Source organism: Streptomyces sp. NPDC023723 (assembly GCF_040639815.1).
Lineage (GTDB): Bacteria > Actinomycetota > Actinomycetes > Streptomycetales > Streptomycetaceae > Streptomyces.
Genome location: NZ_JBFAAP010000006.1, coordinates 73,445 through 87,899 on the forward strand (window position 1 = coordinate 73,445; position 14,455 = coordinate 87,899).

The window sequence follows — 14,455 nt, forward strand, 5'->3', positions numbered from 1 at the left end:
ACAGACGGCGCCCGCCCCCGTCCCCGACCGGACATGGGGCGGGCGCCGCCGCACGTGCGGTGCTCAGGGCACCTGGTAGGTGTCCCCGTAGACCTGCCAGGTGAGGGGCGGGTCCAGCGCCAGGTTCCCGGCCTGAAGGAACCGCCGCTGCGCGGTGTCCACCCGGCTGGTGTCGCCGTCCCGGCCGGCCCGCAGCGCCGCGCGGCGCACATCGAGGAAGGCGTCGAGGAACTCCTTCTCGTCACCGCCCGCCGCAGGGGTCTTCGCCCGCTTCATGGCCCGTTCGCGCAGCCCGTAGAAGCCGTCCGCCCCGGTGTCCGGGCCATGGAAGATGATCGCGTCGTAGTACACGAACTGGCCCAGCGTGGTCAGCCCGTCCAGCTTGGCCAGCCGCACGGCCGGCTCGAAGTAGACCCGGTCGCGCTCCTTCTCCTGCGCCTTCCGGAACGCCGGAACCTCGGCCTCCGCCTGCCAGGCGGCCGTGAACCCCGGGTCCAGACCCTCGTGCGAGTCCGTGCCGTCCACCTTCCGCAGGGCCGGCAGATAGCGGGCCAGGCCGTTGTCCGGGCGGTCGGCGGTGTACCGCTCGACCAGGGTGCGCAGATCGTGGGTGCCGGTGCAGAAACCGGCGATGCCCGCGGTGTAGCCCTGCCCGTCGCCGAGGTCCTCGATGCTGCCGTACAGGCTGCGCCAGTCCAGCGTCGAGTTGTCGGCGCTCGCCACCAGCCGCTGCGCCAGCTCCTTCTTGTCCGGGGCGGCCAGCCCGGCCGGCAGGTCGGCCAGCACCGCGTCGTCCTGCTCGCGCTCCCGCTCGGCCCGGTCCTTGGCCTCCTCGCGGGCGGACCGGGCGGTGGCGGCGGGCGGACCGGACGGGGCGTCGCCGGAGTCCGACGGCGAGAAGAGGAAGACCGCCGCCGTGGCCACCACCGGCACCGCCGCGAAGACCAGCACACCACGCCTCATACGGCACCTCCGTCGGTCGGGGCGATGCGGGTCGTTGCCGGCCGGGCGGCGGGAAGCGCGGCGGGTACGTCGGTCGGGGCGGTCGTGCGGGTCGCTGCCGGTCCGGCGGCGGGGAGTGTCCGGGGTGCGGCGTTCTTGGCGGTCGGCGCGGTCGGCGCGGTCGGGGCGGTCGGGGCGGTCGTGCGGGTCGCTGCCGGCCGGGCGATGAGAGGCGCCCGGTGGGCGGCACCTCCGCCGGTCGGGGCGGGTGCCCGGGAGATCGTCTGGAGCCGCCTCACACCGCACCGCCGCCGGTCAGCGCCGCCTGCCGGGCCAGCGCGGCCACCGCCAGCAGCACCAGCAGCGCGGCGCACGCGCCCGCCTGTACCAGCGCCCGGCGCCCGTCGCGGGGCGCCCAGGCGAACGCCGCCGCCACCAGACCGCCCGTCAGCAGGCCGCCGAGGTGGCCCTGCCAGGAGGTGAGGCCGGCCGAGATCAGCAGCCACAGCAGCAGATAGGCCATGAACCGGTTGACCGGCCCCAGGTCGGCACCGACCCGGCGGGCCAGCACGTAGTACGCCGCGCCCAGCCCGAAGACGCCGCCCGAGGCACCCACCGACGCCTGCCCGGGGTCGGCCAGCAGCAGCACGCACACCGAGCCGCCGAGCACCGCCAGCAGATACAGCACCAGGTACCGGACCCGGCCGAGCATCGGCTCCACCACCCGGCCCAGCTGCCACAGCGCGGCCATGTTCATCACGATGTGCAGCAGCCCGAACGTGCCCTCGCCCGGCTGGAGATGCAGGAAGCCCCCGGTCAGCACCCGCTCCCACTCGCCGGCCACCACACCCTCGGCGTGGAAGCCCCGCGGGTAGGTCTCCTGGTAGACGTAGTGACCGCCGTCCGGCCCGATCAGCCGCGCGGTCACCATCGAGAAGCGGTCCACGATCTCCGGGCGGACCACCTCGGCGACGTAGGCCGGCACGTTGAGCGCGATCAGCGCGTACGTCACCACCGGCGTCGTCGTGACCCGGCCGCCGACGACGGTGCGGGCCCGCCGGACCGACCGGGCCCCCTCCTTCACGCTCCCCCAGTTCTCGGCTTCGCTCGAACCGGGAGGTACCCCCATCGGGCACTGGTGACCGACGGACGCCGCACGCATGCAGTCCGGGCAGATGTACCGCTCGCAGCGGGTGCAGCGGACCTGGCACTCCAGCGCCGGATGGCGGTAGCAGGTCGTGACGACGGGCTCGGGCTCCAAGAGCCGGCTCCTCTGAGACGGTGGGGAACGGGCGGCGGCGAACAAAATAGCGAACTGCTGTGGACTGGCTGAGAGCAGGGTCGATCAGTGCCGTAACCTCGGCAGCCGGGGTGGCGTCGCACAAGGGGGAGTCCGGATGGCCGCGATCAGTCTCAGCAAGGTCGAGGAGCGCGCGCCCGCCCTGGTCGGCCTGTACAAGAGCGCCGGTGTCTCGCTGCGCAAGCACGGGCTGGACGGGGAGCGGGCCGCGGTCTACCTCGTCATCGACTACTCCGGCTCGATGAAGCCGTACTACAAGGACGGCAGCGTGCAGGCGCTCGCCGACCGGGTGCTGTCGCTGTCCGCCCACCTCGACGACGACGGCACGGTGCCGGTGGTGTTCTTCTCCACGGACGTCGACGCCGTCACCGACATCGCGCTCGCCGACCACCAGGGCCGGATCGACCGGATCGTGGCGGGCCTGGGCCACATGGGCAAGACCGCCTACCACCTGGCCATGGACGCCGTCATCGACCACTACCTGGACAGCGGCTGCACCGCCCCCGCCCTGGTCGTCTTCCAGACCGACGGCGGCCCGGTCAACCGCCTCGCCGCCGAGCGCTATCTGTGCAAGGCCGCCCGGCTGCCGCTGTTCTGGCAGTTCGTCGGCTTCGGCGATCGGGGCAGCAAGCAGTTCGACTACCTGCGCAGGCTGGACGAACTGCCCGTCCCGCACAAGCGGGTCGTCGACAACGCCGGCTTCTTCCACGCCGGACCGGACCCGCGCACGGTCTCCGACGCCGACCTGTACGACCGCCTGGTCGGCGAGTTCCCCAAGTGGCTGGTGGACGCGCGGGCCAAGGGCATCATCAACTAGCCCCGCCCCGGGCCCTGTTGCGCACCGACGTGCTCATGGCACCCTGGGGTCGGCCGAGGGGGGCGTGGCATGGGCGCACGACGCAGCGAACCGGGGCGGGGCGAGCGGGTGGCCGACTGGGCCGACGGCCGCCTCGGCATCTACGCGCTGGGCAAGACCTACATGCGCAAGGTCTTTCCGGACCACTGGTCCTTCATGCTCGGCGAGGTCTGCCTCTACAGCTTCCTGGTCCTCGTCCTCACCGGCGTCTACCTCACCCTGTTCTTCGAGCCCAGCAGCGTCGAGATCGTCTACCACGGCTCCTACGAACCGCTCAACGGCGTCATCATGACCCGCGCCTACGAGTCCACCCTGGACATCAGCTTCGACGTCCGCGGCGGACTGCTGATCCGGCAGATCCACCACTGGGCGGCCCTGGTGTTCTGCGCCGGACTGCTGGTGCACATGATGCGGGTGTTCTTCACCGGCGCCTTCCGCAAGCCGCGCGAACTGAACTGGGTCCTCGGCTGGACCATGCTGATGCTGGCCCTGATCACCGGCCTGACCGGCTACTCGCTCCCCGACGACCTGCTCTCCGGCACCGGCCTGCGCTTCGCCCAGGGCGCCATCCTGTCCATCCCGCTGGTGGGGACGTATCTCGCCTTCTTCCTCTTCGGCGGCGAGTTCCCCGGCGACGACATCATCTCCCGGCTCTACCCGATCCACGTCCTGGTGCTGCCCGGCATCATCCTCGCCCTGGTCGTCGCCCACCTGGCGCTGGTCTTCTACCACAAGCACACGCAGTACCCCGGCCCCGGCCACACCGAGCAGTCGGTCACCGGCATGCCGTTCCTCCCGGTGTACATGGCCAAGGCGGGCGGCTTCTTCTTCCTGGTCTTCGGCGCCCTGTCCGTCATGGGCGCGATCGCCACGATCAACCCGGTCTGGGCCTTCGGCCCCTACCGCGCCGACCTGGTCACCACCGGCGCCCAGCCCGACTGGTACCTCGGCTTCTCCGAGGGCCTGATCCGGGTGATGCCCGGCTGGGAGATCAACGCCTGGGGCCACACCCTCCAACTGGGCGTCTTCATCCCCTTCATGCTCTTCCCGCTGCTCCTCGCCGCGATCGGCGGCTACCCCTTCGTCGAGGCGTGGATCACCGGCGACCAACGCGAACACCACGTGCTGGACCGGCCGCGCAACGTCCCCACCCGCACCGGACTGGGCGTCGCCTGGCTGACCCAGTACGCGGTCCTGCTGGTCGGCGGCGGCAACGACCTGTGGGCCACCCGGTTCCACCTGTCCATCAACGCCATCACCTGGTTCGTCCGGATCGCCTTCTTCGCCGCCCCGGTCCTCGCCTTCGTCATCACCCGCCGCGTCTGCCTCGGCCTCCAGCGCCGCGACCGCGACAAGGTGCTGCACGGCCGCGAGTCGGGCATCATCCGGCGCCTGCCGCACGGCGAGTACATCGAGGTGCACGAACCGCTGACGCGGGCCCAGCGGTTCGTCCTCACCCAGCACGAACAGGCTCCGCCGTACCAGGCGGGGGCCCGAGTGGACGGCAACGGGGTGGCGCGCCGGATACCCGCCGCGCACCGGCTGCGGGCGCGGCTGGCCCGTGCGATGTACGGCCCGGGGACGTACGTGGCGAAGCCCACGGAGGAGGAGTACCGGGAGCTGAGCAGAGGGGGGCATTGACCTCTGACGACGTCGCGGGTGCGTTGTGGCTGATCGCGCGGTTCCCCACGCCCCTTTGGGCGCTTCAGCTCACGTATCGCATTCGAGAACCGTCTTGCACAACCCGCACCGCGCCCGGACCCGCCCCCGCACCGGCACCCGAATCCGCTGATGACAGGTCGGGCACGGGAACGACACCCGCAGCGGCCCCGGCCCGTCCGGCGAGAACGCGTACGGCAGGCCGGTGTCCGCGCCCCCGGCCGGCTGGTCCCGCGCCTGCCGCCGGTCCCGCGCGTACCGCCGCCGCCCCGCCCAGCCCGCCGCCGTCAGCGGCGGCTGCCGCTCGTCCCGGCGAGCCCGCTCCCGCCCCGCCGCGTACGCCTCGTACGCCTGCGCACTGGTGAACCACACCGACGGGTCCTCCCCGAACACCACCGCCCGCTTGGCCAGCACGTACCCGAACTCCTCCGGCGTCAGATAGCCCAGCTTCTGCGAGGACGCCGCGTCCTGGCGGAACGCGTCGAGGAGCAGCCACCCCGCGCCCAGATACGCCGTCACCGTGTCGGTCAGGATCTCGTTGTCCCGCGTGCCCCGGAACGACAGCCCCAGCCGGTGCAGGTAGACATGCGTCACCTCGTGCGCCAAGGCCGCCCCGATGTCCCGCCGGTGCGCGCGGAAGCGGTCGTTCAGCTCGACGAAGTACTCGGGCCCGGCGGCCAGTTCGACATTGGCCGCGTGGGACATCGCCCGGAAGGAGACGATCAGCCGCGCGTCCGGCAGTCGGTAGTGCCGCACCAGCTCGTGGGCGACCCGCTGCGCCCCCAGATACAGGTCGTCCGTGTCGCAGAACGCCACGTCGGCCGGCGCCACACTGGCCGCGAAGGTCTGGACGGTGTCGTACGACAGCCGCCGGTACAGCGCGGTGATCGCGGCCCGCACCGTCTCCAGGTGCGGGAAGCCGCGCTCGACCGGCCCGTCGTCCGCCACGTCCGCACCCCCAAGACGCCGAGAACCCTCCTCCACTGTACGGCGCGGCGCCCGGCCCCGCCCCGCTCCGGCCGCGCCGCCCCCTTTCGGGTCCTGAGACGGTCCGGCGCCGGCCGTGTCCCGACCCGTAGGCTGACCCGTCATGACCACCAGCAACACCGGTAACAGTGGAGCCGACCCCGCCGTCCGCGAGGAACTCGTCCGGCTGCGCGACAGCATCGACAACATCGACGCGGCCGTCGTCCACATGCTCGCCGAACGTTTCAAATGCACCCAGCAGGTCGGCCACCTCAAGGCCCGCCACCAGCTGCCGCCCGCCGACCCGGCCCGCGAGGCCGAACAGATCGCCCGGCTGCGGACCCTGGCCGAAAGCGCCAAACTCGACCCGGCCTTCGCCGAGAAGTTCCTGAACTTCATCATCGCCGAGGTCATCCACCACCACGAACGCATCGCGGAGCACGCCGGCCACGGCTCCGCCCCCGCACCCGACTGATCCCGGCGGAACGCAGTGGTTCCCGGCCGAGGTCGTACCCGGGGGAGTGACACACGGGCTTGCACGGGGCATGCTGCGCTGTGCACCCCCTCGCCGGGCGACGGACACCCGCCGCCGGCTCCTCGCACGCCACCGGACGTGCCCGAGGAAGGGACGTCGGGCCATGCCGTCGGATGCCGCACCCCCGCCGGGCGCCGGAGCGCTCCCGGACCCCGGAATACTCATCGTCGACGACCACGTGGACACGCTGTACGCCCTGGAGAGCGCCCTGGCCCCGCTCGGCTACCGGCTCCAGCGGGCCACCAGCGGCGACGAGGCGCTCAAGCAGGTGCTGCGCGGCCGGATCGGCCTGCTCCTGCTCGACGTACGGATGCCCGGCGTCGACGGCCTCGACGTGGTCCGTTACATGCGCCGGGTGGAACAGACCCAGCGCATCCCGGTGGTCCTGCTCACCGGCTTCGGCTTCGACCCCGAGCTGAGCGCCACCGCCTTCCGGCTGGGCGTCGCCGACCTGGTCCTCAAACCGGTGGACCCCTGGACACTGCGCACCAAGGTCCGCCACCTCTACGACACCCACCGGCGCCAGGTCGCCCTCGAACGCGAACTGAGCGACCTGCGCGCCCGCCTCCGGGAACACGCCGGGGAGCACCCCGGGGGCGGTCCCGCCCGTCCCGGCCGCCCCCACCCGGCCGCCCCCGCCCCACCGCCCCGGCCCCGCGAAGCACGCGAGGAGGAGTGCGGGAGCCTGCAAAAAGACCGGACATAGGGCGCGTACCGTACCGCCGCTGTGCCCTCCGACCCCCATCGGGCAGCATGGCGTCCATGTCCGTACTGACGCGCGACGAAGCGCAGACCCGTGCCAAGCTCCTCGACGTCCACCACTACACGATCGCCCTCGATCTGACCGGTGGGGACGAGACCTTCGACTCCCTCACCACCATCCGCTTCACCGTCCGCGGCAAGAAGGCCGCCAAGGACACCTTCGTCGAGGTCAGGCCCGCCCAGCTGCGCAGCGTCACCCTCGACGGACACCCCCTCGACCCGGGCACCCTCGACGACAACCGCCTCCCGCTGAAGAACCTCACCCCCGGCGAGCACGAACTCCGCGTCGACGCCGCCATGTCCTACTCCCGCACCGGCGAGGGCATGCACCGCTTCACCGACCCCGCCGACGGCGAGACCTACCTCTACACCCAGCTCTTCATGGACGACGTGCAGCGCGTCTTCGCCGCCTTCGACCAGCCCGACCTCAAGGCCCGCTTCGACCTCACCGTGCGCGCCCCGGAAGGCTGGACCGTCCTCGCCAACGGCGTCACCGAACTGACCGACGACGGCCGCTGGAGTGCCGCCACCACCCCGCCGATCTCCACCTACCTGGTCGCGGTCGCGGCCGGCCCCTGGCACTCGGTCAGCACCGAACACCGCGGTCTGCCCTTCGGCATCCACTGCCGCCGCTCCCTCGCCCCCCACCTGGACGCCGACGCCGACGAGATCCTCGACATCACCCGCGCCTGCTTCGACCGCTACCACGAGAAGTTCGACGAGCCCTACCCCTTCGACTCCTACGACCAGGCGTTCGTCCCCGAGTTCAACGCCGGCGCGATGGAGAACCCGGGCCTGGTCACCTTCCGCGACGAGTTCGTCTACCGCTCCGCCGTCACCGACACCGAACGCCAGACCCGCGCCATGGTCATCGCCCACGAGATGGCCCACATGTGGTTCGGCGACCTCGTCACCCTGCGCTGGTGGGACGACATCTGGCTGAACGAGTCCTTCGCCGAGTACATGGGCTACCAGACCACCGCCGAGGCCACCCGCTTCGCCGGCCCCTGGACCGAGTTCGGCGTCACCCGCAAGCCCTGGGGCTACGACGCCGACCAGCGCCCCTCCACCCACCCGGTGGCTCCCGAGGACGTCCCCGACACCGCCTCCGCCCTGCTCAACTTCGACGGCATCTCCTACGCCAAGGGCGCCTCCGCCCTGCGCCAGCTCGTCACCTGGCTCGGCGAGAAGGACTTCCTGGCCGGCATCAACATCCACTTCGCCCGGCACCGGTTCGCCAACGCCTCGCTCGCCGACTTCATCGACTCCCTCGCCGCCGCCACCGACCGTGACGTGCCCGCCTGGGCCGACGCCTGGCTGCGCACCACCGGCGTCGACACCCTCACCCCCCGCCTCACCCCCGGCCCCGGCGGCACCTGCACCCTCACCGTCGACCACACCGGCAGCCGCCCGCACCGCGTCGCCGTCGGCCTCTACGACCCCGACCTCACCGACGCGCACCGGCTCGCCCCGCGCACCCGCCTCGAACTCGACATCCCGCAGCGCGAACCGCACACCCTCGGCAAACGCCCCGCCCTGCTCCTGCTCAACGACGGCGACCTCACCTACACCAAGGTCCGCTTCGACCCCGAGTCCTTCGCCACCGTCCGGGACCGGCTCTCCGGCCTGCCCGACCCGCTCACCCGGACCGTCGTCTGGAACGCCCTGCGCGACGCCGTCCGCGACGGCGAACTCGACCCCGCCGCCTACCTGGACGCGGCCCGCACCCACCTGCCGTACGAGACCGACCTCGCCCTGCTCCAGGGCGTGCTCGCCTTCGCCCACGGTCACATCGCCGACCGCTGCCTCACCCCGGACCGGCGGCCCGCCGCCCTGGCCACCCTCACCGACCTGTGCCGCGACCTGATCCGCCGCACCGAGGACGGCGACCACCCCGGACGCCGGCTGATCGCCGTACGGCACCGGATCGCCACCGCCGCCCACCCCGACACCATCGCCGCCTGGCTGGCCGACGGCACCGTCCCCGGCGGTCCCGAACTCGACCCCGAACTGCGCTGGCGCATCCTCACCCGGCTCGCCGTGCTCGGCGCCACCGACGAGGCCACCATCGCCGCCGAACTCGACCGCGACCCCAGCGCCACCGGCCAGGAGGGCGCCGCCCGCTGCCGCGCCGCGCTGCCCGACGCCGCCGCCAAGGCCCGCGCCTGGGACGCCATGTTCGCCTCCGACGACCTCTCCAACTACCTGTTCACCGCCACCGCCCAGGGCTTCTGGCAGCCCGAACAGGCCGACCTGGTGGGCGAGTACGTGCCGCGCTACTTCCCCGACGCGGTCGCCGTCGCCGCCCGCCGCGGCCCCGCCATCGCGGCCGCCGCCGGCCGCTTCGCCTTCCCCGCGCACGCCGTGGACGCCGACACCCTCCGCCTCGGCGAGGACTGCCTGCGCGACGCCGACCCGGTCCCGTCCCTGCGCCGCCGGCTCGTTGACGAACTGGACGACCTGAAGCGGACGCTGCGGGTACGGGAGGCCCACCGGGGGTGACCTCGTGGTTGCTCGCGTACGTAGGCCGCGCGTCCCTCAAGGGGCGCGGGGCTGTATCGATATGCGGCTACGCCGCAGGGCGCGACCAGCCCCCCCACTGCCCGCACCGGGAAAAACCCGCGCACCCCCCCGGAGGGCCCCGCACCATACACCGACCCCGACACGTTTTCCCCGTACGGCAGTGCCCCCATTCGGGTACCGCTCGTTGAACCTCCCGGACGCGACCCCCTTCCCGCGCCCGGGAGGAACCCATGCGCACCCCGCCGCCCCTCGCCTCGGGACCCGCCGGCCCGCACGCCCTGCGGCCGCTGCTCGACGAGGTCCTCGACGCCCTGCACGCCGGCACCCGGGCGCGCGGCGGCCCGCTCCCCGCCGGCGGTCCGAACGCCGTCGCCGCCCGGATCCGCGCCGCCCTCGGCGACGTACTGCCCGAACACGGCGACCCCGGCGCCCTGCGCACCCTCGTCACCGCCCTCGCCGCGGGCTCCGCCGACCCCGCCGACCCGCTGTGCGCCGCCCACCTGCATGTCCCGCCACTGGCCGTCGCCTGCGCCGCCGACCTCGCCGCGAGCGTCCTCAACCCCTCCCTCGACTCCTGGGACCAGGCCCCCGCCGCCTCCGTCCTGGAAGCCGAAGTCACCCGCGCACTCGCCCGCGAGACGGACCACGCCGACGCCCTCGTCACCACCGGCGCCACCGAGTCCAACCAGCTCGCCCTGCTCCTCGCCCGCGAAGCCCAGGGCCCCGGCACCCGCCTCGTGCACGGCACCAACGCCCACCACTCGCTGCCCCGCGCCGCCTGGCTCCTCGGCCTGCCCGACCCCGTCCGCGTCCCCGCCCCCACCGGCACCCTCGACCCCGCCGCCCTGGACCACGCCCTCGCCGGGCTCCCCGGCCCCGCAGTCGTAGCCGCCACCGCCGGCACCACCGACGCCGGCCTCATCGACCCCCTCCCCGAGATCGCCGACGTCTGCGCCCGACACGGCGCCCGCCTCCACATCGACGCCGCCTACGGCGGCGGCCTGCTCTTCAGCGACCGCCACCGGGCCCGGCTCAGCGGCCTCGACCGGGCCCACACCATCGCCCTCGACCTGCACAAACTCGGCTGGCAGCCGATCGCCGCCGGCCTCCTCACCATCCGCGACCCCGCCGACCGCACCGCCCTGGACCAACGCGCCGACTACCTCAACGCCGACGACGACACCGACGCCGGCCTGCCCGACCTCCTCGGCCGCTCCCCGCGCACCACCCGCCGCCCCGACATCCTCAAGATCGCCGTCACCCTCAGAACCCTCGGCCGCACCGGCCTCGGCGCCCTCGTCGACACCGTCTGCGCCCGCGCCCAGGACCTCGCCCGCCTCGTCGCGGACCACCCCGCCCTCGACCTGTGGGCACCGCCCACCCTCAGCACCGTCCTCTTCCGCCCCACCGGCGCCCCCGACCCCACCGTCGCCGCCGTCCGCCGCACCCTGCTCACCGAAGGCCGCGCCGTCCTCGGCCGCGCCCGCCCCGACGGCCGGCTCTGGCTCAAGGCCACCCTCCTCAACCCCCGCACCCGCCCCGAAGACCTCACGGCCCTGCTCGCCCTCGTGGAAGGACACACCCCCCGATGAGCACCACCCCACCGCCGCACGACCTCGTCGGCATCGGCATCGGCCCCTTCAACCTCTCCCTGGCCGCCCTCGCCCACCCCCTCACCGGCCTCGACACCGTCTTCTACGACCAGCGCCCCGCCTTCCACTGGCACCCCGGCCTGCTCATCGACGGCGCCCGCCTCCAGGTCCCCTTCCTCGCCGACCTCGTCACCCTCGCCGACCCCACCAGCGACTGGAGCTTCCTCAACTACCTCAAGGCACGCGAACGGCTCTACCCCTTCTACTTCGCCGAGCGCTTCCACATCCAGCGCACCGAGTACGACGCCTACTGCCGCTGGGTCTGCGAAAACCTCCCCGCCCTCCACTTCGGCCACCAGGTCGACGCCGTCCGCTTCAACCCCGAACACCGCTGCTTCGAGGTCGACTACACCCACCTCGGCCCCGACGGCGAAGCCCAGGCCGTCGGCCGCACCCACACCAAGAACCTCGTCGTCGGCATCGGCACCGAGCCCTACGTCCCCGACCCGCTCAAACCCCTGGTGGACACCCCCGGCGTCCCCGTCATCCACGCCGCCGACTACCTCGACCACCGCACCGACCTGCTCGCCGCCGGCCACGTCACCGTCGTCGGCACCGGCCAGTCCGGCGCCGAGATCTTCCTCGACCTGCTCCGGAACCGCCCGGCCGGCCGCGAACGCCTGCACTGGCTCGGCCGCACCGAGGCCCTCGCCCCCATGGAGTACTCAAAACTCGGCCTGGAGCACTTCACCCCCGACTACACCCACTACTTCCACGCCCTGCCCGAGAACGTCCGCGACCGCCTCGTCCCCGCCCAGTGGCAACTCCACAAAGCGGTCGACGCCAACACCCTCGCCGCCCTCCACGACGAGCTCTACCACCGCTCCCTGCACGGCGGCTGGCCCGACGCGGTCCTCACCCCCGGCGTCCACGTCCGCACCGCGGGCCGGGTCGCCACCACCAAGGTCGAACTCCACCTCGAACACCCCGAGCAGAACACCCGCTCCCGCCTCACCACCGACGCCGTCGTCCTCGCCACCGGCTACCGCGAACGCCCCCTCGACCGGCTCCTCGCCGGCCTCGACCCCTACCTGCGCCGCGACAACGCCAACCGCCCCCGCGTCGACGAACGCTTCCGCCTCCTGCTCGACCCCACCGTCACCACCACCGGCTGCCACCTCTACGTCCAGCACGCCGAGACCCACACCCACGGCGTCGGCGCCCCCGACCTCGGCCTCGCCGCCTGGCGCAGCGCCACCATCCTCAACACCCTCACCGGCACCGAGCCCTACCCGCTGCCCCGCCGCACCGCCTTCACCACCTTCGGCCTGGAACAGCGACGGCCCCAGATCCCGTCCGCCCGCGAGGCGAGCCGGCTCACCCCGCTCACGGACCGGATCTGAGGCCCCGGCGTCTCCGCCCGCCAGACCTAGAACACCGGCGTCCCGTCCCGCGTCAGCCGCCAGTCCACCGACGCGAAGTCCGCCGGATCCAGCACACCCTTCGCCGTCACCCACTCGGCGATCCGGGTACGGATCTCGGTCGACTCCGACCACACCTCCTCGGCCGACGCCACATGCGGGAACGCGCCACCGCCGTTGGCCCGGTAGTTGTTCACCGCCAGCACGAACTGCTGCGCGTCGTCCAGCGCCGCCCCGCCATACGTCAGGTTCTTGATCCGCGAACCCGCCGGCTGCGCGACATCGATCTCGTACACCAGCCCGGAGACGTAGTCGTAGTTGTAGTCCGGCCGCCCGCCCGCGTTGGTCAGCGCCTCCACATCGACCGCCGCACCGGCCGCCGTCCGCGTGTAGTACTCCGCCGAGTACTCCAGGTACGCCCGCACCTGAGCACCCGTCAGCACCTTCGCCACCAGCGTGTTGTCGTACACATACAGACTCGACAGGTCCCGGATCGTCACCTCGCCCGCCGGGATCTCGGACGTCCGCGAGAACGGCGACGCCTGCGCGATCACCGGCAGCGCCGCGTACGCCGTCCCCGCCAGCGCCGCCTTGACCACGTCCTCCTGCACCTTGGTGATCAGATCGATGATCGGCGCGTCCTTGTACCGCGCGTCCACCGTCGTCAGCGTCTCGGTCGCCGTCCCCACCACCTGGTTGACGTACTCCACCACCAGCGCGTGCTCGTCCTTCAGCAACCGCGTGATCCGCGGGTCGTCGGCCACCGTGCCGGAGTCCCGCAGCGACGCCTTGACGGACTCCACCCGCCAACGGCCCTTCTCGTACGCCAGCTCGAAGTCGAACAGGCTCAGCCGCTCCGCGTAGCACAGCGGCTCCGACAGCACGACCTCCTTGCCGGTCTCCTCGTTGACCACCCGCTGCTCCGCGATCTCCACATGCGCGTGCCCGACCAGGATCGCGTCCACACCGGGCACCTGCCTGGCGATGTTCGCCGCCGCGTTCTCCACGTACGGCAGCTGATCACCGTACGACGACGTACCCGAAGCTCCCGAGTGCGCCGAGATCACCACCACGTCCGCACCCATCGACCGCAGCTTCGGCACCCACTTCGCCGCCTGCTCCTCAAGCCCCGGGAACGCCAGCTTGCCCTGCACATACGCCTTGTCCCAGATCGCGATCCCCGGGTTGGTCAGCCCCAGCACCGCCACCTTCACCGGCGGCGCGCCCTTCACCCGGAACGTCTTCATGAAATACGGCGGAAAAGCCGGCTTCAGCGTCTTCGCGTCCACCGCGTTCGCACCCAGCAGCGGGAAATCGCACTGCTCCTCGAACTTGCGCAGCGTCTCGATGCCGTAATTGAACTCGTGATTGCCCAGCGCCACCGCGTCATAACCGATCGCGTTCATCGCCTGCGCCATCGGATGCACCGGACCGCCCGCGGCGGTGATCGGGTCCACCTTCGCGTAGTAATACGTCAGCGGCGTGCCCTGGATCGTGTCACCCGCGTCCAGCAGCAGGGTGTTCTCCCGGCCCTTCTCCTCGCGCACCTGGTTCACCAGCGTCGAGATCCGCGCCAGCCCCTGCGCGTTGCCCGCCGAGTCCGTGTACTCGGCGTCCTTGAAGTAGTCCCAGTTGAAGACGTGCCCGTGCAGGTCGGTCGTGCCCAGCACGGTCAGCGAGTACCGCTTCGGCTTCCGGCCGCCACGGCCCGCGGGCGCCGCCTCGGCCGCGGGCGCCGTCGCCGCACCGGTCAGCGCCACCCCCGCCCCCGTCACGGCGGACCTCTTCAGGAACTTACGGCGGTTCAACGGCATGCTGACTCTCCTAGACGACGGGTGCCACGATCCACGTGGACAACGCGCGTAGATTGTGGCCGCTCAAGGCGACCGGCAACAGACC

At 72.4% G+C, this 14,455-nt stretch carries 11 protein-coding genes; 7 read left to right on the forward strand and 4 right to left on the reverse strand.

The window, feature by feature from the left end:
• Positions 1-63: 63 nt before the first annotated feature.
• The gene (locus AB0G32_RS09775) at positions 64-963 is read right to left on the reverse strand and encodes a chitosanase (RefSeq protein ID WP_361160740.1); all 900 of its coding nucleotides are present in this window, start codon (positions 961-963) and stop codon (positions 64-66) included.
• A gap of 274 nt (positions 964-1,237) precedes the next feature.
• Positions 1,238-2,203 (reverse strand): rhomboid family intramembrane serine protease, encoded by a 966-nt coding sequence (locus AB0G32_RS09780; protein WP_361160743.1) that lies wholly within the window; start codon positions 2,201-2,203, stop codon positions 1,238-1,240.
• A gap of 136 nt (positions 2,204-2,339) precedes the next feature.
• Here AB0G32_RS09780 and AB0G32_RS09785 point away from each other — a divergent pair, with 136 nt between their 5' ends.
• Both AB0G32_RS09785 and AB0G32_RS09790 read left to right on the forward strand, forming a co-directional pair.
• Positions 2,340-3,059 (forward strand): VWA domain-containing protein, encoded by a 720-nt coding sequence (locus tag AB0G32_RS09785; protein WP_361160746.1) that lies wholly within the window; start codon positions 2,340-2,342, stop codon positions 3,057-3,059.
• 69 nt (positions 3,060-3,128) lie between these two features.
• A complete protein-coding gene (locus AB0G32_RS09790) occupies positions 3,129-4,739 on the forward strand; it encodes a ubiquinol-cytochrome c reductase cytochrome b subunit (RefSeq protein WP_361160749.1) in 1,611 nt (536 codons plus the stop codon).
• A gap of 69 nt (positions 4,740-4,808) precedes the next feature.
• Here the strand turns inward: AB0G32_RS09790 and AB0G32_RS09795 are convergent, their stop codons facing one another.
• Positions 4,809-5,705, reverse strand: coding sequence for a hypothetical protein (locus AB0G32_RS09795; RefSeq protein WP_361160752.1), 897 nt, complete (start codon positions 5,703-5,705; stop codon positions 4,809-4,811).
• Between the two features lie 142 nt (positions 5,706-5,847).
• On the opposite strand from AB0G32_RS09795, the gene AB0G32_RS09800 reads away from it, so the two are divergent.
• From AB0G32_RS09800 to AB0G32_RS09820, 5 genes are all read left to right on the forward strand, one after another.
• The gene (locus tag AB0G32_RS09800; RefSeq protein ID WP_361160755.1) at positions 5,848-6,198 is read left to right on the forward strand and encodes a chorismate mutase; all 351 of its coding nucleotides are present in this window, start codon (positions 5,848-5,850) and stop codon (positions 6,196-6,198) included.
• 163 nt (positions 6,199-6,361) lie between these two features.
• Positions 6,362-6,964 carry a response regulator gene (locus AB0G32_RS09805; RefSeq protein ID WP_361160758.1) on the forward strand — a complete coding sequence of 201 codons (603 nt, stop codon included), beginning with the start codon at positions 6,362-6,364 and terminating at the stop codon, positions 6,962-6,964.
• A gap of 47 nt (positions 6,965-7,011) precedes the next feature.
• Positions 7,012-9,522 carry an aminopeptidase N gene (pepN, locus tag AB0G32_RS09810; RefSeq protein ID WP_361160761.1) on the forward strand — a complete coding sequence of 837 codons (2,511 nt, stop codon included), beginning with the start codon at positions 7,012-7,014 and terminating at the stop codon, positions 9,520-9,522.
• Between the two features lie 251 nt (positions 9,523-9,773).
• On the forward strand, positions 9,774-11,135 hold the full coding sequence (locus tag AB0G32_RS09815) for an aminotransferase class V-fold PLP-dependent enzyme (RefSeq protein ID WP_361160764.1): 1,362 nt from the start codon (positions 9,774-9,776) through the stop codon (positions 11,133-11,135).
• On the forward strand, positions 11,132-12,538 hold the full coding sequence (locus tag AB0G32_RS09820) for a SidA/IucD/PvdA family monooxygenase (RefSeq protein ID WP_361160767.1): 1,407 nt from the start codon (positions 11,132-11,134) through the stop codon (positions 12,536-12,538). Before AB0G32_RS09815 ends, AB0G32_RS09820 begins: the two co-directional genes overlap by 4 nt.
• A gap of 26 nt (positions 12,539-12,564) precedes the next feature.
• On the opposite strand, the gene AB0G32_RS09825 is transcribed toward AB0G32_RS09820, so the two are convergent.
• A complete protein-coding gene (locus AB0G32_RS09825) occupies positions 12,565-14,370 on the reverse strand; it encodes a 5'-nucleotidase C-terminal domain-containing protein (protein WP_361160770.1) in 1,806 nt (601 codons plus the stop codon).
• Positions 14,371-14,455 lie beyond the last annotated feature (85 nt).

Bases quoted from the DNA above. Each gene is read 5' to 3' on its own strand.
- AB0G32_RS09775 (WP_361160740.1), bottom strand. From the start codon at position 963: ATGAGGCGTGGTGTGCTGGTCTTCGCGGCGGTGCCGGTGGTGGCCACG.
- AB0G32_RS09785 (WP_361160746.1), top strand. From the start codon at position 2,340: ATGGCCGCGATCAGTCTCAGCAAGGTCGAGGAGCGCGCGCCCGCCCTG.
- AB0G32_RS09790 (WP_361160749.1), top strand. From the start codon at position 3,129: ATGGGCGCACGACGCAGCGAACCGGGGCGGGGCGAGCGGGTGGCCGAC.
- AB0G32_RS09800 (WP_361160755.1), top strand. From the start codon at position 5,848: ATGACCACCAGCAACACCGGTAACAGTGGAGCCGACCCCGCCGTCCGC.
- AB0G32_RS09805 (WP_361160758.1), top strand. From the start codon at position 6,362: ATGCCGTCGGATGCCGCACCCCCGCCGGGCGCCGGAGCGCTCCCGGAC.
- pepN (WP_361160761.1), top strand. From the start codon at position 7,012: ATGGCGTCCATGTCCGTACTGACGCGCGACGAAGCGCAGACCCGTGCC.
- AB0G32_RS09815 (WP_361160764.1), top strand. From the start codon at position 9,774: ATGCGCACCCCGCCGCCCCTCGCCTCGGGACCCGCCGGCCCGCACGCC.
- AB0G32_RS09820 (WP_361160767.1), top strand. From the start codon at position 11,132: ATGAGCACCACCCCACCGCCGCACGACCTCGTCGGCATCGGCATCGGC.
- AB0G32_RS09825 (WP_361160770.1), bottom strand. From the start codon at position 14,370: ATGCCGTTGAACCGCCGTAAGTTCCTGAAGAGGTCCGCCGTGACGGGG.